The 18,781-nt window shown below is 69.7% G+C and carries 17 protein-coding genes, 1 tRNA gene, 1 other RNA gene and 1 pseudogene; 8 read left to right on the top strand and 12 right to left on the bottom strand.

Annotated features, from left to right (window positions below; all coding sequences use genetic code 11):
• Positions 1 to 16: 16 nt before the first annotated feature.
• Positions 17 to 928: a neutral zinc metallopeptidase gene (locus tag NV348_RS17640; RefSeq protein ID WP_447147862.1), complete on the bottom strand. Its 912-nt coding sequence runs from the start codon at positions 926 to 928 to the stop codon at positions 17 to 19.
• A 278-nt stretch (positions 929 to 1,206) separates the two neighbouring features.
• Here NV348_RS17640 and NV348_RS17635 point away from each other — a divergent pair, with 278 nt between their 5' ends.
• On the top strand, positions 1,207 to 2,841 hold the full coding sequence (locus tag NV348_RS17635) for a DUF2207 family protein (RefSeq protein WP_447147861.1): 1,635 nt from the start codon (positions 1,207 to 1,209) through the stop codon (positions 2,839 to 2,841).
• On the opposite strand, the gene NV348_RS17630 is transcribed toward NV348_RS17635, so the two are convergent.
• Both NV348_RS17630 and NV348_RS17625 read right to left on the bottom strand, forming a co-directional pair.
• Complete coding sequence (locus NV348_RS17630; protein ID WP_447147860.1) at positions 2,838 to 4,118, bottom strand: ROK family protein; 1,281 nt, start codon at positions 4,116 to 4,118, stop codon at positions 2,838 to 2,840. The two genes, NV348_RS17635 and NV348_RS17630, sit on opposite strands and share 4 nt — an antisense overlap.
• A gap of 326 nt (positions 4,119 to 4,444) precedes the next feature.
• On the bottom strand, positions 4,445 to 5,023 hold the full coding sequence (locus NV348_RS17625) for an HhH-GPD-type base excision DNA repair protein (RefSeq protein ID WP_447147859.1): 579 nt from the start codon (positions 5,021 to 5,023) through the stop codon (positions 4,445 to 4,447).
• 79 nt (positions 5,024 to 5,102) lie between these two features.
• Between NV348_RS17625 and NV348_RS17620 the strand changes: the two genes are divergently transcribed.
• Positions 5,103 to 5,909: a methyltransferase domain-containing protein gene (locus NV348_RS17620; protein ID WP_447147858.1), complete on the top strand. Its 807-nt coding sequence runs from the start codon at positions 5,103 to 5,105 to the stop codon at positions 5,907 to 5,909.
• Positions 5,910 to 5,949: 40 nt separating this feature from the next.
• Here the strand turns inward: NV348_RS17620 and NV348_RS17615 are convergent, their stop codons facing one another.
• Both NV348_RS17615 and ffs read right to left on the bottom strand, forming a co-directional pair.
• Positions 5,950 to 7,242 carry an aspartate aminotransferase type Ic gene (locus NV348_RS17615; protein WP_447147857.1) on the bottom strand — a complete coding sequence of 431 codons (1,293 nt, stop codon included), beginning with the start codon at positions 7,240 to 7,242 and terminating at the stop codon, positions 5,950 to 5,952.
• A gap of 166 nt (positions 7,243 to 7,408) precedes the next feature.
• Positions 7,409 to 7,503: signal recognition particle sRNA small type (ffs, locus tag NV348_RS17610), an RNA gene on the bottom strand.
• A 100-nt stretch (positions 7,504 to 7,603) separates the two neighbouring features.
• Between ffs and NV348_RS17605 the strand changes: the two genes are divergently transcribed.
• Complete coding sequence (locus NV348_RS17605) at positions 7,604 to 8,566, top strand: hypothetical protein (protein ID WP_447147856.1); 963 nt, start codon at positions 7,604 to 7,606, stop codon at positions 8,564 to 8,566.
• Position 8,567: 1 nt separating this feature from the next.
• On the opposite strand, the gene NV348_RS17600 is transcribed toward NV348_RS17605, so the two are convergent.
• Positions 8,568 to 9,119 carry a TetR/AcrR family transcriptional regulator gene (locus NV348_RS17600; RefSeq protein ID WP_447147855.1) on the bottom strand — a complete coding sequence of 184 codons (552 nt, stop codon included), beginning with the start codon at positions 9,117 to 9,119 and terminating at the stop codon, positions 8,568 to 8,570.
• Positions 9,120 to 9,266: 147 nt separating this feature from the next.
• Between NV348_RS17600 and NV348_RS17595 the strand changes: the two genes are divergently transcribed.
• Together NV348_RS17595 and NV348_RS17590 are read left to right on the top strand one after the other, a co-directional pair.
• Positions 9,267 to 9,354 (top strand) — tRNA-Ser (locus tag NV348_RS17595).
• A 257-nt stretch (positions 9,355 to 9,611) separates the two neighbouring features.
• On the top strand, positions 9,612 to 10,034 hold the full coding sequence (locus NV348_RS17590; RefSeq protein ID WP_447147854.1) for a DUF5994 family protein: 423 nt from the start codon (positions 9,612 to 9,614) through the stop codon (positions 10,032 to 10,034).
• A 1-nt stretch (position 10,035) separates the two neighbouring features.
• Here NV348_RS17590 and NV348_RS17585 read toward each other — a convergent pair whose 3' ends face one another.
• A complete protein-coding gene (locus NV348_RS17585) occupies positions 10,036 to 11,487 on the bottom strand; it encodes a threonine/serine exporter family protein (RefSeq protein ID WP_447147853.1) in 1,452 nt (483 codons plus the stop codon).
• Between the two features lie 346 nt (positions 11,488 to 11,833).
• Between NV348_RS17585 and NV348_RS17580 the strand changes: the two genes are divergently transcribed.
• Positions 11,834 to 12,478 carry a helix-turn-helix domain-containing protein gene (locus NV348_RS17580; protein ID WP_447147852.1) on the top strand — a complete coding sequence of 215 codons (645 nt, stop codon included), beginning with the start codon at positions 11,834 to 11,836 and terminating at the stop codon, positions 12,476 to 12,478.
• Between the two features lie 265 nt (positions 12,479 to 12,743).
• A complete protein-coding gene (locus tag NV348_RS17575) occupies positions 12,744 to 13,211 on the top strand; it encodes a helix-turn-helix domain-containing protein (protein ID WP_447147851.1) in 468 nt (155 codons plus the stop codon).
• Here the strand turns inward: NV348_RS17575 and NV348_RS17570 are convergent, their stop codons facing one another.
• The 4 genes and pseudogenes from NV348_RS17570 to NV348_RS17555 form a co-directional block, all read right to left on the bottom strand.
• Positions 13,212 to 13,604, bottom strand: coding sequence for an SGNH/GDSL hydrolase family protein (locus tag NV348_RS17570; RefSeq protein ID WP_447147850.1), 393 nt, complete (start codon positions 13,602 to 13,604; stop codon positions 13,212 to 13,214).
• Positions 13,605 to 13,781, bottom strand: a pseudogene (locus NV348_RS17565) (lipase); the annotation flags it as partial. It abuts the gene before it with no gap.
• Positions 13,782 to 14,375: 594 nt separating this feature from the next.
• Positions 14,376 to 15,179, bottom strand: coding sequence for an SDR family NAD(P)-dependent oxidoreductase (locus NV348_RS17560; protein ID WP_447147849.1), 804 nt, complete (start codon positions 15,177 to 15,179; stop codon positions 14,376 to 14,378).
• A gap of 27 nt (positions 15,180 to 15,206) precedes the next feature.
• A complete protein-coding gene (locus tag NV348_RS17555) occupies positions 15,207 to 16,574 on the bottom strand; it encodes a DHA2 family efflux MFS transporter permease subunit (protein WP_447147848.1) in 1,368 nt (455 codons plus the stop codon).
• Between the two features lie 59 nt (positions 16,575 to 16,633).
• Here NV348_RS17555 and NV348_RS17550 point away from each other — a divergent pair, with 59 nt between their 5' ends.
• The gene (locus NV348_RS17550; protein WP_447147847.1) at positions 16,634 to 17,266 is read left to right on the top strand and encodes a TetR/AcrR family transcriptional regulator; all 633 of its coding nucleotides are present in this window, start codon (positions 16,634 to 16,636) and stop codon (positions 17,264 to 17,266) included.
• Here the strand turns inward: NV348_RS17550 and NV348_RS17545 are convergent.
• Complete coding sequence (locus NV348_RS17545) at positions 17,263 to 18,720, bottom strand: wax ester/triacylglycerol synthase domain-containing protein (protein ID WP_447147846.1); 1,458 nt, start codon at positions 18,718 to 18,720, stop codon at positions 17,263 to 17,265. The genes NV348_RS17550 and NV348_RS17545 overlap by 4 nt on opposite strands.
• Positions 18,721 to 18,781 lie beyond the last annotated feature (61 nt).

The following is an 18,781-nucleotide window of genomic DNA, read 5'->3' as shown; positions in this document are numbered from 1 at the left end:
CGGAGAGGCGGAACAGCTAGCTCACTTCGCCGGCGGCGGCGGTGAAGGTGTTGCACTGGGCGGTGAGGTTGCGCTGCACCCCGGACTCGAACCACTGCCCACCGTGCTCGGAGGTGCCGTGATCGCGCATGTCGCCCGGTCCGTCACCGCGGCCGTAGGAATCCTTGGTGGCGACGGTGACCTGCGCGGCCGTCAGCGATCCGCCGCCCTTCGACGACGCGATGAACATGCCGTCGAAGCAGTTGGCCTGCAACTCGACCCGGCGCGAGAGCTCGAGGCCCTTGGGCGAACGGGCGCCGGCGTCGACGCGTTCGGAGTTGGCCTTGCGCAGGATGCCCGACTGGGCCTGCACGTGGTGGCCGTACTCGTGCGCGAACACCGACAGGTACACGACCCAGTTGTCGCGGAACTGATCGGTCTGCAGCTGGCTGATCGGCATGTAGATGGTCTTGTTCGCCGCGCAGTAGAAGGCGGCGAAGTTGCTCGTCGATCCGGTGCACGGCGTGGTGATGCCCGCGGTGGTCGCGGTGACGCTCAGCGTCGGCGACTCGAACGGCAGGTTGTTGGCCGCCAGCAACGGCTTCCAGGCCGCCTCCAGGCAGGTCGCGGCCGATTCGAAGAAGGCGCGCGCCTTCTCGACCTGGGTGCTCCACGGCGCGTAATCGCAGGACGCGGGCACCAGGGTGCCGTCGGAGTCGGTGAGCAGCGGGTTGTCGCCGGTGGCCGCCGGTGCGGTGCCGGGCTGCGGGGTATAGGTGGTGCTCGGCTTCGGGCCGATCGCGCCGATGCCCGCGTCGATGCTGGTGCGGACGGCGAACGCCACCAAGCCGCCGGCCACGAGGAAGACGATCACCAGGAACAGCGAGGTCAGGCCGCCGCGACGTTTGCGCGGCGGCGGGGTGGGCCTGCCGGGCGGGCCGTAGGGCATCGGCGGTGGCCGGTATCCCGACGGCGGTCCGTAGCCCTGGCGCGGCCGGTAACCCTGTGGATAACCTTGTGGTTGTTGATAACCGGGCGGACCGTAGCCGGGTTGCGGTCGATATCCCGGGGGCGGCCCATAGCCAGGGGGCGGCGGAACCGGTCGTCCACCTGGACCGACCGGGCCATAACCGTACGGTGGTTGGGTCACGTCCCCCGTACCCCCTCGTCTCGTGAGTCGCCGACAGCCGCTGACGCAGAATAGCAAGCTGTCTAGAGTAAGCAGCCATGCTGACTTTTCGGGGGGGCGCCGCAGGCGCGCTGCTGCTCGCTTCGGCGGGATTGCTCGCGGCCGCGCCGGTAGCCCACACGGAGCCCGCGCCGGCAGGCGTCACGATCACCGCCGATCTCACACTCACCGATAACGGTGTGCTCCAGGTCACCGAGACCGTCGGGGTGCCCGCCGACGGAAACTTCACCATGTCGCTGCCGTTGCGCCTGAAGGTCGGCGACGATGTCGAGCGAGTCTTCAAGGTCACCGACGTCACCGCGAGCGGGGCGGGCACCGCGACCACGGTCAACGACCAGTTCGTCGTCGAGGCGAAGCCGGGTGAATCCAAGTTCACCTATTCGGTGCACAACACCGTCTCCGACATGCCGGGCACCCAGGTGTTCCACTGGCTCGGCGTGATGAACGCCGATATCGCCGCGCTCGACGTCTCGGTGATCAGCCCCAGCTATCAAATGGGCATCGTCGACTGCAAACTCGGCCCGGCGGGCAACCCCAAGCCGTGCGCCGACGTGCACACAGAACCCGACGGCGTGCTGTACCTGAGCCAGCGCGACCTGCGTAAGGGTGATGCGATCGACCTCACCCTGCAGCTGCCGCCCGGCACCGTGCCCGCCAACGCCGATGTGCGCGGCGGCGACTCGGAGAACTTCTTCGCCTTCACCACCCCGGTGCTCGCCGCGTTCGGCGCGCTGCTGCTGGCGCTGGCGGCGATGATCGCCTACATCCTGACCGCCAGGAAGCGCGCCGCGGCGGCGCTGGCGGGCAGCGACACCTTCCAGCCGATCGTCCAGCAGGGCGGCCGGGTGGACTTCACCTCCCCTGACGGCGTACTGCCCGGCGAGGCGGGCCTGCTGCTCGACGAGCACGTCGACCCGGTCGACATCGCCGCCACCGTCGTCGATCTCGCGGTCCGCCGCTATATCTGGATCACCCCGGTGAACGCGCGCGGCGAGGACGACTGGCGAATCAGCCGGGTCAACGCGCCCGACGACCAGCTGCGCGACTACGAGCGCACCGTCTACGACATGCTGTTGCCCGAGGGCACCGACACCGTCGCCGTGCGTGAACTGCGCGCGCCGGGCCGGATGCAGCTCGACCCGGTCCGCGCCGCCATGCGCGCCGACGCGGTCGCCACCGGTGCCTTCGCCGACCCGAAGCAGCGCGCGCTCCCCCGCTGGATCGGTGGCGCGCTGATCGTCCTCGGCGTGCTCGCCACCGTCGTGCTCGCACTGACCTCCGGTCACGCGCTGGTCGGTGTCGCGATCGCGCTGGCCGGGGTGGCCGCGGTCGCGCTGCCGAACTACCTGCCGACCAGGACCACCCTCGGCGACACCGTCGCCGGCCGCGTGCGCGCCATGCAGCGTGGCCTGGATGCCGTTGCCCGCGAGCAGATCCCGCCGATCGATCAGGAGACGGTGTTCTCCCGCGCGCTGCCGTACACGGTGATCAGCGGCCGGGCCGACAACTGGATCCGCGCCTTCCGCGACATGGACCCGTCGGCCGATTCGCAGCCCGGTCTCTACTGGTTCGCGGGCTACGACCGCGACCGCAACCTGCACCGCTTCGCCGCGCAGTTCCCGTTCTTCATCACCGCACTGGAAGGCGCGTTCGGTCCCGCCTCCCCCAGCTAGATCCGGCGGATCGCGGCCAGCGGGTCGGCGTAGAGCGCGCTGAGCGAGGTGGCCACGGCGGCGAATTCCTGCACCTTGCCGCCGAATCCGCTGATCCGGATGTCGGTGGGCGGGAGCTGGGTGCTCTGGGTGAACGCCCTGGCCACGTGCGACAGCGCGGGGCGATAGCCGGTGAACGCCTGGCCGCCGAGGACGACGCGGTCGGGGTTGAGCATGTCGCGGACCAGGGCGACGGTCTGCCCGAGCATGGTGGCCCGCTCGGCGAGCAGGTCCCGCGCGCCCGCGAACCCGGACTCGGCGGCCCGGTAGAGATCGGCGACGGTGCTGCCCGCGGTGCCGTTGTGCGCCGGGATGATGCCGCGGCCGACGGCCCTGGCCTGCAGCGCGCGGTCGCCGACGGTCACTTCCAAGCAGCCGCGACGGCCGCAGGCGCACTGCACGTCCGAGCCGGTGGGCAGGTGCGCGATCGACCCGGGACCGTTGTTCGGGGTGTGCACGCGGCCGTCGAGGGTGACGGCGATGCCCGCGGTCTCACGGACGTAGAAGTAGAGGCTGCTGCCGCTCTGGGCGCCGGGCAGTTCGGGGTCGGGCTCGGGCCTGCGCGCGTCGATGGTCGCCAGCAGCAGCTCCGCGGCGGCCATCGCCTCGACGTGCGGCGCGACGGAGACCGGCAGCTCCAGCACGTCACCGAGCACCTGACCGACCGGTGCGCCCTGCCATTCCAGCGTGGGATGGTCGACCACGCCGGTGTGCGAATCGACGCGACCGCCGATGGCGATGCCCGCCCACAGCGGGGTGCGCCGGTGCCAGCGCTGCAGGAACGCCCTGGCGCTGCGGGCGACGGTGGTGACCGCGAATTCCTGGCCGGTCTGCGGGGTCGCGATGGCGAGGCCGCCCAGGATCCGGCCGCGCGGGTCGGCGGCGACGATCTTGGTCGCGGCGGCGCCGATGTGGATGCCGAGGGTCAGGTAGGCGTCGTGGTCGATCTCGAACGGCACCCGGGGCCTGCCGACCGCGCCGGCGGCGGTCAGATCGGGCCGCTCGCGTAGTAGACCGGCCGAAAGCAGCGAGGCCACTTGGCGATTCACCGTAGCGATGCTCAGACCCGTTGCCCGCGCGGCATTGTCGCGCGAGACCGGCCCGGAGATGGTGGTCCGCAGCACGGCGGCGGCGGGGTTGTCGCTACGTCGCAGTTCCGGGGCGACCACAGGACGGGAGACCCGAGGACGACCGGCGCCCGCCCGAGCGGCGGGACGATCGATGATGGGAGTAGACATAGGAAGTTCCTTGCTGAAATCCCGTTGTCCCAACGGAATTGCCGACACGTACGGCGTGGCAGCTCGCGAGCCGGAGCCGGCTCGGCTGCAGCATCAGGAACGACAAAGTTCACGCGTCAACGGCAACCGCAAGCCGAGAGCGGCGGTCACGTAGGTGACCCGCTTGGCGAGGAGATGGTTGCCGGACATAACAATCAAGCTAACACCGAATCCCGGCCCACCCAAGACGAACCAGCGGATTGTGTCGCGCCGCACAACGTTTCCGCAGATCAGAGCATTGTTCGGGGCACAATGCCGCTCGTGGCAGGCAGATCGCAATCAGGAATTCACCCGGCGGATTTCGCGGCCGCCTTCGCCTGCTTCTTGAATTCTCTTACTTCGGCCAGGGTTTCGGCGTCGACGACATCGGCGACCGAACGTCGCGAACCCTCGTCGCCATAGGATCCCGCGGCCTTTCGCCAGCCGTCGGGATGTACGTCACGTTGCTTGCCGAGCAGCGCCAGGAAGATCTTGGCCTTCTGCGCGCCGAAGCCCGGCAGGTCCTGGAGCCTGCGCAGCACTTCCTTGCCGTCGGGGTCGCCGCTGGTCCAGAGGTTGGCGGGCACACCGTCGTAGTGCTCGATGACGTACTGGGCCAGCGCCTGCGCCCGGCGCGCCATCGAGCGGCCGTAGCGATGGATGGCGGGCGGCGTGGCGGCGAGTTCCTCGAATTCGGCCGGATCGGCCTCGGCGATCCGGCGCAGATCGAATCCGCCCATTCGCTCGGCGAGTTTGCGCGGCCCGCGAAACGCGTGCTCCATCGGATACTGCTGATCGAGCAGCATGCCGAGTAGCAACGCGAAATCATCGGTGCTGAGGAGTTCGTCGGCTTCGGCCTCCTGCGCGAGACACAGCGTTCGGGTCATACATTCATCGTGACACAGTTCACTAGTAGCCTCTGGGTCCATGCTCCCGAGGACTGCAGCTTCCACGATGGCGGTAAGTATGACCGACTACACCCCTCGCCCTGACCGCTTCGATCAAGCGGGCCAGGACCAACTGATCGACGCCCACGACCTGGAGGTCACCCAGCCCGGGATGCGCAGGCTACGCGCCTGGAGTCATGCCGCGCTGGCCCTGCAACCGGGCGAGAGCGCCCTCGACATCGGCTCCGGGACCGGCTCGGAGGTGTTCGTCTTCGCCGACGCCGTCGGCCCGACCGGCACCGCCGTCGGCGTCGAACCCGATCTGAATCTGCTCGCCTCGGCGCAGCGCCGCGCCACCGAGACCGAGTCGACGGCGACCTTCGCCACCGGCGACGCCTACGGCCTGCCCTTCGGCAACGAGAGCTTCGACGCGGTGCTCTGCGAACGCGTGTTCCAGCATCTGACCGCGCCCGCGCGCGCCGCGGCCGAGATCGCTCGCGTCCTGCGGCCCGGCGGCCGCGCGGTGGTCGTCGACAGCGACTGGGCCACCTCGATCGTGCATCCGGGCGATCCGAGGGTGGTCGGCGCGGTGGTCGACACGCTGATCTCCTCGACCACGAATCCGCTGTCCGGGCGCAGGCTGGCCGGGCTGCTCAGCGGCGCGGGCCTGGTCGTCGACGAGATCGGCTCGCACGCGCTGGTGCAGGACCGCAGCGTCGGCGCCGGCTCACTGGTCAGCCGGATCGCCGGGCTGGCGGTACTGCGCGGGGTGATCACCGAGGCCGAGCACGCGCAGCTGATCGCCGACCTGCAGGCCGGCGCCGATCGCGGTGACATCCACATCTCGGTGACGATGTTCGGCGTGCTGGTGCACAAGCCGAGCTGAGCCGAGGCCGGGCGCGCCACCGCGCGCCCGGCCCGCTCACTCAGTGCTCCGCGAGCAGCTTCTCCGTGGCGGCGAGCAGCACACAGGTCGCCAGCCCGTCCATCGCCTTCTCCAGTTCCGGCAGTTGCGGGAAGGAGGGCGCGATGCGGATGTTCTTGTCGTCGGGGTCCTTGCCGTACGGGAACGTCGAACCGGCGGCGGTGAGGGCTATGCCCGCGTCCTTGGCCAGCGCGATCACCCGGGCCGCCGTGCCGTCGAGCACGTCGAGACTGATGAAGTAGCCGCCCTTGGGCTCGGTCCAGGACGCGACCTTCGACGCCCCGAGCCGGTCCTCGAGGACGCGGCGCACCAGCGCGAACTTCGGCTCGAGCAGCCTGCGGTGCTTCTGCATGTGCTCGCGCACGCCCTCGGCGTCGGTGAAGAAACGCAGGTGCCGCAGCTGGTTGAGCTTGTCCGGGCCGATGCTCTTCTTCGACGCGTGCGCCAGGTACCAGTCGAGGTTGGCCTTGGACGCGCCGAAGAAGCTCACGCCCGCGCCGGCGAAGGTGATCTTGGAGGTGGAGGCGAACACCAGCGGCCGGTTCGGGTTGCCCGCCGCCGCGGCCATGCCGAGCACGTCGAGCGCCGGCGCCGCGGTGTCGGTGAGCGGGTGCACCGCGTAGGCGTTGTCCCAGAACAGCCGGAAGTCCGGCGCGGCGGCCTTCATCGAAACCAGTTCGCGGACGACCTCTTCGGCGAAGACGGCGCCGGTCGGGTTGGCGTAGTTGGGCACCGCCCACAGACCCTTGATCTGCGGGTCGTCGGCCAGCAGCGCCGCGATGGCCCTGGTGTCGGGGCCGTCGTTGTTCATCGGGATGGTGATCATCTCGATGCCGAGCGCCTCGGTGATGGCGAAGTGCCGGTCGTAGCCGGGGGCCGGACACAGCCACTTGATCGTCTCCTCCGCCGCCCAGCGGCGCGGGGAGTCCGGGGTGCCGTGGAGCATCGCGAAGACGATGTTGTCGTGCATGAGCTCGAGGCTGGCGTTGTTGCCCGCGATCAGTTGCTCGACCGGGATGCCGAGCAGTTCACCGAAGATCGCGCGCAGTTCGGGCAGGCCGTTGAGGCCGCCGTAGTTGCGGCAGTCGACACCCGAACCGTCGCGGAAGTCGCCGTCACCCGGGAGGGAGAGCAGCGACCCGGATAGGTCGAGTTGTTCCGGCGAGGGCTTACCTCGGGTGAGGTCCAGGGTGAGCTTCTCGGTCTGGAGCGTCGCGTAATTCGCGGTCTGGGACTCGTGCTCGGACACGAGTTCCGCGTGGCTCATCAAACCGATCTGCGTTTGCCGGGGCATCCTGGGCAGCCTTTCGAAGCAGCAAGGTGGGTGGTGCACGCTGCGCGTGCCGACACCCGCAACGTTACCCGGCGGTTGCTCGGAATTGGTGGGGTATCCGGGCCGAATCAGGCTCGCACGCTGCGAAGGTGCGGAGGCGGATGATCCGGCGGCGGTCCCCAGAAATTAAAGGGGACCCCGCGCACCCGGCAGAGCCCGTTGACCCTTGCTGCCTTCCGGCCCTGGGGGAGTTCACAGGATGCGCGCCGCGCGGGATCCGTCGGCCAGTGTAGCGGTTCGATGTGCCGGCCGCAGCGGGGGGTCGATACGATCGCGTCGAATCGACGGGGCATACCCGTATCGAAACCGGAGGGGGCCGAACATGACGAATTCCCAGCAGGGATCCGGCGATCAGCCTGGACAGTCCGATCCGACCGTGCACTGGTGGTCGACGCCGACGAACGCGGGCGCCGATCCCACGGTGTTCAATCCGGCGGCGGCGGGCCCCGATCAGCCACAGCCGGGGTTCGGCTATCCGGCGCAGGGCGGGCCCGGCTACGGCCCGTACCCGTCCGCCCCATCGATGCCGCAGGCCGGTTATCCACAGCAGCCCGCTCCCCCGTACCAGGCTCCCGGCTATCAGCAGCCCGCCTACGCGATGCCGCCCCGGCCGCCCGGCAACAACAACGGGCTGATCATCGCCGGTGTCGTCGGCCTGCTCGCGGTGGTCAGCATCGGTGTCGTCGGGGTCGCGGTCGCCACCCGCGACGACCCGTCCGACCCGCTGAGCTCGATGGAGGACGATCGCAAGAAGAAGATGGAGGGTAACTACACGATGGCCTCCGTCTCCAACGCCTGCTCGCTCATCGACCCGACGGTGCTGAAGAAGTGGTCCACGGATCCCAAGGGCAGCCCGGAACACAAGGAAACCCAGCCGACCAGCTCCACCGGCGGCAGGCTCTCGTGCACCGCGGATTACTCGAGCAAGTCACCGCGCAGCAAGTACCAGACCAACGACGCCAGGATCGAGCTGGACGTCGACTTCAACGATGCCTACGGCGACCCGTCCTACACCCGGTGGAAGGAATACGACACCGGTACTTCGGGTTCGGGCCTCGCCTCGGGTGAGGTCAGCGGGATCGGCTCACAGGGCTACTGGAAATCCGAGACCCGCGATGTCGTCGGGCCGCGGCTGACCTACACCGTCGGGGTCGGCGACAGCAATGTCTCGGTCAAGGTGCAGATCACCATCTCGCGGGCCGAGGGCGAGACCATCAGTACCGACGAGGTCGCCACGGTCGCGAAAGCCCAGGCACAGAAGGCGCTCACGGGGCTGAAGAAGTAGCTCAGCGCGGCTCGAACAGCAGATCGGCGGCGCGGGCCAGCACCTGGGTGCGGGTGCGGCCCTCGTGGTCGGCGGCGAGGAAGTGCCCGCCGATCACCGCGCAGAAGGCGAGCAGGCTGCGGGCTTCGACCTCGTCGGGGTCGGTGCAGAAGGTGCCGATCGTCTCGCGCAGCAACGCCATTCGGCGATTGTCGACCCGGCGCAGCCGCTCGGCGACGTCGTCGTCGCGACGAGCCCAATCGCGGATCGCGAGATCGATGGGCAGCAGCCGATCGCTGGAGAACGTGAGCACACCCGCCAGCCGGGCCCGCGCCTTCGGGTCGCCCGCCTGCTCGACCTGCTCGAGCACCTGGTCGACCGCCTCGCGCTCCCACTGCTCCAGCATCGCGACGAGCAGGGCGTCCCGGTCGGCGAAGTAGCCGTAGAACCCGCCCTTGGTGACGCCGATCCGCTTGGCCAGCGCCTCGACCCGGACCGCGTCGATACCGGCGGCGGCCAGCACCAGCAGGCCTTCCTCGACCCAGCGCTCCCGGGGAGTTCGCGCGGTACCCACGACGTGTTCCACCTCATATCGCCTCGACCGGACCACCGGATGAGCGGCCCGAGCACCCAGTGTACGGAGCCGTATAGTCTCCCGAACCGCACTGACCGACCCGACCCGTTTTTACACCGGGGCACCGGGACCGCTATGCTGCTCCACGGAGGATTCGCCTAGTGGCCTATGGCGCTCGCCTGGAACGCGGGTTGGGTTAACGCCCTCAGGGGTTCAAATCCCCTATCCTCCGCCACAGCAGGGCCCTGATCGGTTCGCCGGTCGGGGCCCTGTTCGTTTAATCGGTGGATCTGTCGGTGGGCTTCCGTAGAGTGAGCCCCGACAGTGCGGGAAACCCCCACCACCCACCCGCCGGTGTCGCCGCCGTCCCAGATGTGTGCGTGCCGACACAGCGGAGTGGGTACCCAACCCCAGTGCCCGTCCGTAAACGGACGGCGTGCGCCGGTCGATTGTTCTTCGACCGCGCCCCAGACTTCAGGAAGACAACTCGTAGTGAATACCTCACCTCAGACCACGAGCATCGGCCGCGACGCGGCCGGGCCGATCCGGCTGATGCTGCGTGAGCGACATGCCGTCACGGGCCCGATCGACGGTGCCTGGTGGCCGCGCACCGATCAGCCGATGACCGAACTGCACCAGCTGGTGCAGGCGGTCTCGCCGCGGATCGGCAAGCTGGCCCGGCTCGGATTCGATTGGCATGCCATCGAATCCGCAGCGTCGGCCGAGCAGGCCTCGCGCATCATGCACCTGGTCGGCAGCAACGGCGCCGACCTGGCGCTGCTCGTCATCCCCGCCTCGACCGAGGCACCCGCGGCGCGCAGCCAGATGCGCTGGGCCGCGGGCAAACCGCGCGTCCAGGATCCCGCGCCCGCCGAGACGGCGGCCGACGGGCCGCGCACCCTCGTCCAGACCTAGTTCATCGGTCGCTGGTGTAGGTCGGGTCGAAGTCGCGCGGCGTGCCACGGCGGCTCAGCAAGCGGTCGAACCATTCACCCAGGATGACGCCCGCGGCCAGCGCGCACCCGACGCCGAACGCGCCGAGGATCTGCCCGAATCCGAGCAGCGTCTCGTCCTCGAGCAGGGCGTACAGGCCGCGATACACCTTCAGGCCGGGCAGCAGCGGCGTGATGCCCGCGACCGCGACGACCAGCGGCGGCGTGAGCGCCCGGCGCGCCATCAGACCACCGGCCAGACCGATCAGCGTGGCCGCCATCCCGGACGCCACGACCGGACCGAACCCGATGTCCTGCGCGACGAGGTAGGCCACCGTGCCCGCCGCGCCGCTCAGCCCGGCCGCGAACAGGGCCCGGCGTTCGGCGTAACAGGCCATCGCGAAGGCGATCGCGGCCACCGCGCCCGCACTCAGTTTGATCGCCAGATACTCGGTATCGCGGCCCGCGCTCGCCGCGATCTCCGGCACCGCGATCCCGAGCATGCTCGAAACCCGCAGCGCCAGACCGATACCGGCGACGATGCCGCCGGTCATCATCACCACTTCGAGCATGCGCGCGGCCGCCGTGATCGGCGCGCCGGTGATGGCGTCCTGCACGGAACCGACCAGCTGCAGCCCGGACAGCAGCACCGTGATGCCCGCGGCGACGATCAGCGCGGCGTCGGCTCGCCAGTGATCGCTGATCGCGGCGAGCGCGATGGCGGGCGCGGCGGCGATGACACCACCGACCAGATGCTGGAAGAAGATCGGCAGGCCGAGCTGGTGCAGTGCCCGGTTGACCACGTCGATCAGCGCCGTGGTCGCGAAACTGATGACGGCGAGCAGCGCGCCGCCGCCGAGCAGCACCGCGATCGCCGCCGCCAGCAGCGACCAGCCCAGCGTCGACACCCAGCGCGGATACGGGTGGGCGCCGGAGACGATCTCGTCCAGCGCGGCATGCGCCTGGTCGACCGGGACGACCTGGCTGCGGATCCGCCGGGTCAGCCGGTCGACCGCGGCCAGCCGGGTGAAGTCGAGCGAGCGGTACTTCACCACCCGCATGTCACTGGCCGGGGGCAGCCGCGGGCCGCGGTCGGCCCAGATGCGGATCGCGTCGAAGGTGACGTCGATATCGCACTTGTCCAGGCCGTAGGTGGAGGCGATGAAGCGGACCTGGGCCGAGGTGTCGATGACACCGGTGCCCGCCGCCAGCACCACCTCCCCCACCCGCACGGCGAGATCGAGCACCTGGGACACCTCGGCGTCGTCGGTGAGGTCGATCGGCTGCAGCGGGGTGGGGGCGATGGTGATGTTGTCGGCCGTGGCGCGCTGCGAGGGCAGCACGAACGGACGGCGGAATCGCCACCATCGCGGGCGCAGCTCTGGGCGTGCGGTGATCGTGTCGCCGTCGCCTTCCGATGCCGGGTCCGCACTCATACCTTCGACCGTAACGGCGTTCGAGGCGGGTTCGCCGTCTCGCAACGAGTTCGTCAACGTGTCGCTCGTCATGACGCGGTCGGGCTCAGATGTCCTCGATCAGCCCGGTGCTGTAGGCCGTGGCCGCCAGGTGCTGGAGGCAGCGCGGACCGCAGCCGTCGTGCTGAGTCAGCACGAAACGAGCCTGCTGAAGCGAGAAGATGGGAGAATCGGCCACGCAGTCGGCATGCGCGGCACGCCAGTGGTCTTCGCGACCACGGATGGCGGCCCGCGATGTGGGCGGGTCTGGTGCGGATGTGTCCAGCAGGGTGTGACGGTAGGGGCCGGCGATGGAGGCGATGACTGTATGAACACCGGGACGGGGAAGGTGATCCAGGAGCGGCGGCGGTTGCTCGGGCTCTCGCAGCCCGCGCTCGCGACCGCGATCGGGGTGAGCTCGCGGCAGATCACCCGGTACGAATCGGAGGAACAGTCGCCGACGCTGCCGGTGGCGATCCGGCTGGCCGACGCGCTGCAGATCTCGCTCGCGGAGCTGGCGGGCATCGTCGACAACCGGATCGATCTGGCGGGCCGTTGGTGGGCAGCCTGGCAGAAAGCGGCGAACCACGGCGACGAGGTCGAGGTAACGCCGGTGACGATCCGGCACGAGGGCGACCACCTGCTGATCGACTCGGCCGCCGAACCCGCTGCGGCGCAAGACGACCCGGCCGCGCAGATGCGCGGCGAGATGCGGGTGTGGGACGGCGACGCGCTCACCGGCTGGGTGCGTGGCATGGATATCGCGCGGCCGATCGGCACCATCTACTACTCGCTGCACCCCCAGGGCGCTCATGCGGTCGGCTCGTGGACGACGAAGTCCGGCCCCGACGGTGTGGTCCGCGGCTGGAGCGCGCTGGCCAGGGAGAAGTCCGACGCCGAGAAGCTCCTGTCGGAACTGGTCCGCACGGACGGGACGGTCGAGTCGTGGCCGGGGAATTCACGCTCGGCCTGAAGCCGGCGCCGGATGTCACCGACGCTCGGTCGCCCCGGCTCCACGGGCGGCAGGAGTAGCAGGTAGCGGGTCAGCGCTCCGAACACGAACAGTCCCACAGCAATCCACAGGTAGATGTCCATCTGTCCCCTCCGAACCAGTCGGTGCTGCACGGGTGGCGCGGTATGGTGGTGTCGAAGCCACCGCAGCAAAGTATGGTCGTCGTCAAGACCTTTTGGACAGCAAAAAGCGTCTACAAACGTCTACAGTTCGCTACGGTGTGTCCATGTCCAGTCGGGGCGAGCAGGGGAACGGCGAGACCACCATCGTCGGCGCGCGGTTGCGACAACTCCGCGAGGAAGCCGGACTATCCCTGACCGCACTGGCCACCCGCGTCCCGTACAGCCGCGCCGCCCTCGGTCACTACGAAACCGGTACGCGCGCAGTGCCGTCCGAGGTGATCGACTGGTACGAGCGGGTGCACGCCCAGTCGGCCCCCGCGCTCCCCGGCACCCGGCGCCGTGATCCACGCGCCGCCGACGCCGCGCTCGCCGACGCGATCGCGGCCGGGCCCGGCGCGACCCGGCCGCTCATCGAGATCGACCGACCACACCAGGGCGACAACGGAACCGGCTACTTCTGCCCGTTCCGCATCGACGGCCTGATCGAAGGCGAGGCCGCGGGCACCGACGCCGCCACCGCGCTGCGCTCGGCCCTGCGCGCCGTCGGCGTCGCACTGACCAGGAAACGCTGATCACGCGAAGGGACCGCCGGGACCGAAAGCGAAGTGGGCGAATCGGTTCCCGACGCGGTGGTATCCGGCGGTGTCGAGATGGAGTAGGTCGGGTGCTGGGAGCTCGGTGAAGTCCCGCTCGCCGTAGAGGTCTCGGCCGTCGAGATAGTGCAGGTGTGGATCGGCTCGTTCGGCGGTGATCCGGGCCAGTTCCGCGCGGACGATCGTGAGATTCAGGTGTCCATCGGCCAGGTCCTCCGGGGTGCCGAGGGCACGGAAACGCAGTGTGGTGGCGTCGAAATCAGGGACGACCGGGCCCGGGATGGTCTCGATGATCGGGCTCAGGAAGGGTGAGACGATCAGCAGTGGCGTGTCGGGGTGGCCGTCGCGGATGGTGTCGAGGAACCCGTGCACCGCCGGACCGAAGGCGCGCGATCGCAGGATGTCGCTGGTGACGAGGTTGGTGCCGAGTTCGAGGCTGATCAGGTCGGTTCCGGTGTCGCGGATGGCGCGGGCGACGAACGGGTCGAGCAGCGCGTTGGTGCCAAGACCGAGGTTCGTCGACTCGACCCCGGCGAGCCGGGCGGCGACGGCGGGCCAGGTCGCGGTCGGCGAGGCGGCTTCGGCACAGTGGCTGAGGGAGCTGCCGTGATGGAGCCAGCGACGTCGCTGTGGTGCGGGGGGGCTCGATGGCGGCGTCGGCGCGCAGAGCGATCAGTTCGGTGATTTCCGCTTGGGGGAGCCAGATCTCGATGTTCTTCCACTCGCCGGGCAGACCGGTGAAGCGGACGGTGCCGGGTCGGCCGGGCACGATGTGGAAACTGCGGGCGGGCATGTCCAGGACCAGCGTATTGCCGGCGGGAGTGCTCGCCTGTGCGGCGAGACGTCCATCGATCAGCAGGTCGTAGACGCCGTCGGGCACGCCGGGCGCCCCCTTGTAGACGGTCTTGGTGGGCAGTACGTCCAGTTCGAGCGTCGTCGCGGTGGACCGGAATGCCAGCCGCACCCCGGCCGGTTGCGCCTCGACCATCGTCAGCGGCTGACCGTCGAATCGTGCGCGCTGGTTGTCGGGGAACTGCGCGCGGGCGGCAGCGGGCAGACGATGCGGCAGGAGCCCGCGGCCGGTGTGCTCGATGTCGAGCGCGCCACGCAGGTCGACGGGCCCGTCGACGAGGGGGATGGTGATCATGCGGGCCTCCGGTCCGACGCGAGCAGCGCGCGGGTGAGAGCGGCCAGCCGGGCCGCGGCGGCGGGTTCGAATCCGGTGCCGTGCACGTCGATTCGGCGATGTTCGAGGAACGCGGTGAGCGGTTCGGCAGGTGGCCGGTCGAGGAGATCGACGATCGGCGCGATGCCGGCCTCGACGGGTTTGCCGAACTGCTTCAAGCGTTCGACATGGGCCGCGGTCGCGGCGTCGTACTCGCCGGAGAAGCTGGTGGCCACCGCACCCGGATTGACCAGCACGTACGGGATCGCGGGGTGTTCCGCGGCGAAGCCGACGCCGAGCAGATCATTGGCCCGGCCTGCCTGCAGCTGGGCGGCGACGCCGTCGTAGCCGCGGGTCAGCCCCGGGTCGGTCCAGCGGATCTCCGGTTTGGGTACGCCGGGGCCGGACACGTTGACGATCACCGGTCGCGGGGCTCGCCGCAGCGATCCGGTCAGGCCGTGGCTGAGCAGGTAGCGGCTCAGGTACTCGAGTGCGAAGGTGCTTTCGAATCCCTCGGCGGTTTGTCTGCGTGCCGAACGGAAGTGACGGGCGCACAATACGAGTGCGTCCACCGCCGGGAAGGCCGCGCCGATCTCCTCGACCACCCGGTCGTTCTCGGCGACCGAGCTCAGATCGGCCTGGATGAACGTCGCGCCGCGCAGGGCGTTGCCCCGGTCCGCGTCGCGGCCGAGAACGACGACGTTGTCGCCCCGGCGGAGGTAAGTGCGGGCGATGGCCTGGCCCATTCCGGCGGTTCCGCCGGAGACTACGACAGTTCTCATCGGGTAACTCCTTGTGCGACTGGGACTTCAGTGGCTCGTCCGGGGAGGAATGTGCTCGCCGCGAGCAGGACGAGGATCGCGACAGCCAGGAATCCGAACACGCCGCGTAGGCCCGCGGTAGCGTCGGTCGCGGTGGTCATCACGAGCGCGACGACGGCGACGCCGATCGAACCACCGAGCTGGTTGAGCATGTAGAGCACGGAACTGCCCTGCGGCACCGAGGCTTCGGGGAGAGTGCGGTAGAGCGCACCCATCGCCGGGCGGCCCGACGAAACCGAGGCCGATACCGATCGCCAGCGCGGCCGAGGCTACCCACACCGCACTCGTTGTCACGCCGATCCTCGTGCAGGCGAAGGCGGACACCGCCGCCACCAGGCCTCCGGCGAAGACGAGAGCGCGGGAGCCGATCCGGTCGCTGATCCGGCCGGCCAGCGGCGCAGCGACGGCGGCGCCGATGCCGAGCGGCGCGACGAGCAGCCCGGCCGCGAGCGCACCGTGCCCGCCCACCTGCTGGAAGTACAGCGGCAGCGCGACCAGACCCGCGAACATGGCCAAGCCGGTGAGCGCCATGACGGTGACGCTCGCGGCGAACCCGCCGCGGGCGAACAGCCGCAGATCGACGAGCGGCTGCTCACTGCGCAGGGCGTGCGCCGCGTAGGCGGTCAGCAACGCGACGGCGGCGGCGAGCGGAACCAGCACCGGCACAGCGGCGAACTCGGCACGATCGGCGGCCCGCGAGAGCATCAGCAGCAGCGCCGCGAAACCGGGTCCGAGCAGGGCGACGCCGAGGACATCGAGCCGAGTCCGCGACAGCGGCGGTTCGTCCGCGGGCATCACCCGGTCGGCCAGGGCGAGTGCGAGCACCCCGATCGGCACGCTCAGCAGGAACATCCACCGCCAGCCGAGGCCCTGGATCACGACGCCGCCGAGTACCGGCCCCAGTACCGGGCCGAGCGAGAGGACCGCGGCCATCAGCCCCATCACCCGCCCGATCCGGTGCGGACCGGCCGCTCGGGCGAGCAGGGTCAGTACCAGCGGATCGAGCACACCGGCGCCGACGCCCTGAATCACCCGGAAGCCGATCAGGCTGCCCGCGTCCCAAGCCAGCCCACAGCCGAGCGAGCCGATCACGAACACACCGAGCCCGACCATCCACATCCGTTTGCCGCCGAAGGTGTCCCCGGCCCAGCCGGTGATCGGGATCGTCACTGTGACCGCGAGCAGGAACCCGGTGGACACCCAGCCGATAGTGCCGAGGGAAGCGTCGAACTCACCCGCCAGCCGGTCGATGCCGACCGCGACCATCGTGCTGTTGAGAATCCCCAGCGCGCCGCCGAGGAGTATCACGCCGATGAGCGGGCCCGGCGTGGATTCCCGTCGATTGAATAGACTCACTAGACTGTTATAGCAGACGCACGAGTCTAGTTCTGTAGTCGGATTGGTATGCTCGGACGATGAGTGGAGCTGTCACGGCACGCGGCCGGATCGACAAGCGGCAGGCGATTCTGGATGCCGCGTTCACCGTCTTCGCGCGGGAGGGATACGCCCAAGCGGGCGTCGACGTGATCGCGCGGGAAGCGGGCGTCGCCAAAGCGACCGTGTACAGCCATTTCGGCGACAAGGAGACGCTGCTCCGCGCGGCGATCGCGGTATCCGCCGACCAGGCGCTGGCCGAGAACCTCGCCGTCGTCGACCGGCTCACCGCCGTCGACGATCTCCGGACAACGCTGGAAGGCGTCGGCTTCCAGCTGCTCGAGTGCTACTGCGACGATCGATCCTGGGCGCTGCGCCGGCTACTCGCCGCCGAGCTCAATCAGTTCCCCGACCTGCTCGACATCGTCCACACCCGCGCATCCGACCGGGTCACCGACGCCTTGGCCGACCGGCTGGCCCGGATCACGGTCACCGGACGCCTCCGCACCCCGGACCCGGTCCTCGCGGCGGAGCAGTTCCTGGCTCTGCTGTCCGGCCCGGTGGACAGCCGCGCGCGCCTTGGCACCCGGCGCCTGCCAGACACCGAGCTCCGGTCGCTGGCGAGCGCCGCCGTCGACACCTTTCTGCAAGCGTTCGCGAGCCAGGTCGACTAAGCACCGTCCGCGCTCGCCGCGCGGTGCGCGGCGACCACCGCGTCCAATGATTCCGCGAGCAGGGCGAGGTAGCGGTCCGGATCGGGTAGCACCCGGGCATCCGAATGCACCGACAGCGCGATGGTTTCGCCGATGCCGTGCACGCCGTGGGTCAGGTGCATGACGGCACCGAGGGCGGGGAAGCCGCCGGTGAACAGGACGGGGGCGCCGGCGAAGGCGAGATCGGCGGCGCCGCGGTAGACGCTCGAGACCACGGTGTTTCCGTCCAGGGCCGGGGGCACGCTGTCCAGGTCGGCCCGTGCGACGTCGCGGGCGGCGAAGACCGCCGGGACCGTGGCGCCGACCCGATCCTGTACGGCGAGCAGCGGATTCAGCGCGCGCTCGCGGCGGGTCGCGAGGTCGTCGGCGATCAGCCCGGCGCGGATGGTGAGGTCGGGTTCGTCGATGTGCAGATCGATCGACAGGCCGCGGTAGTTGTTGTGCGCCGCGCCCGGGGCGGGCAGTGCCATCGGCAGTGCGGTGCCGAGGCGGTCGGGACGGTCGCCGTGCTCGGCCAGGTAGCCGGTGAGTGCGCGGGAAATCGCGGTCAGGGCAACGACTGTCACGGTGCGGCCGAGTACGCGGATGCGCGCCGCGTCGACGACGAGCATGCGGACCCGGTGGTCGAACACCCCTACCGGAGCGCTCGGATTCAGCGCGTTCGGCGCGAAACCCGCCGTCGGCGCGGGCACCTGCCCCGCCGCGGTGCGATCCGCGAGCTCCCGCTGGGCCAGGTGCGCCGCGCGTCCGCGGCGAGCGGTGGTCACCAGCTGCCGGGGAAAACGCAGCACCCCAGTCACTCTCGCACCGGCGGCCCCCATGGTCCATGCACAGATTTGTCCCCAGTAGTCCACAGGCTGTGCAAGAGTTTTCACAGGTGCGACCGGGCGATATTCCGAGTTGTCCACAGGTACACCGGGAGAGCTGGGGATAACTTCACCCTTCGACGTTGGGGCGAACAGCGAACGCGCGATGGCAGCGGCCCTGGTGCCGTCGGCCAGGGCGTGCGACACCTGCAGCACGACGACGAGCACCGGCCCGGCCGACGCGGGCGCATCCTGGACTGCGCGGAAAACATGGATGCGCCAAGGACTTTCGGTGCCATCGACACCGGCTCCCAGCAGTTCGCCGACACGGTCGAGCAGCGCGGGCCACCGGAGTCCGGCGGGCCGATGGGTGACGAATTGCTGGGACGTGAATTCGGCGGGTTCCCACCGCGGATAGTCGAGGTTGCCCGGAATCTCCCGAATCCGGATCCGCAGATCCGGAATGCGCGCCGAGCGCGCGGCGATGAAAGCGCGGAGTTCGTCTGTGGCGGTGCCGGTTTCGGCGAAGCAGTAGAGCAGAAACACATCATTGACGCCGCGCCGCGACAGCCAGAACATCGTCGCGTCGCGCGCGGCCATCGTGGTCATCCGGCCACGATAGGCCACGCCACAGAGAAGGCCCCGAGTCCTACCGACCCGGGGCCCGTGC

The sequence above is a fragment of the Nocardia fodinahabitans genome (assembly GCF_052983615.1).
The sequence above is the reverse complement of the archived record's forward strand: the minus strand, read 5'-3'. Positions and strand labels throughout refer to the sequence as shown.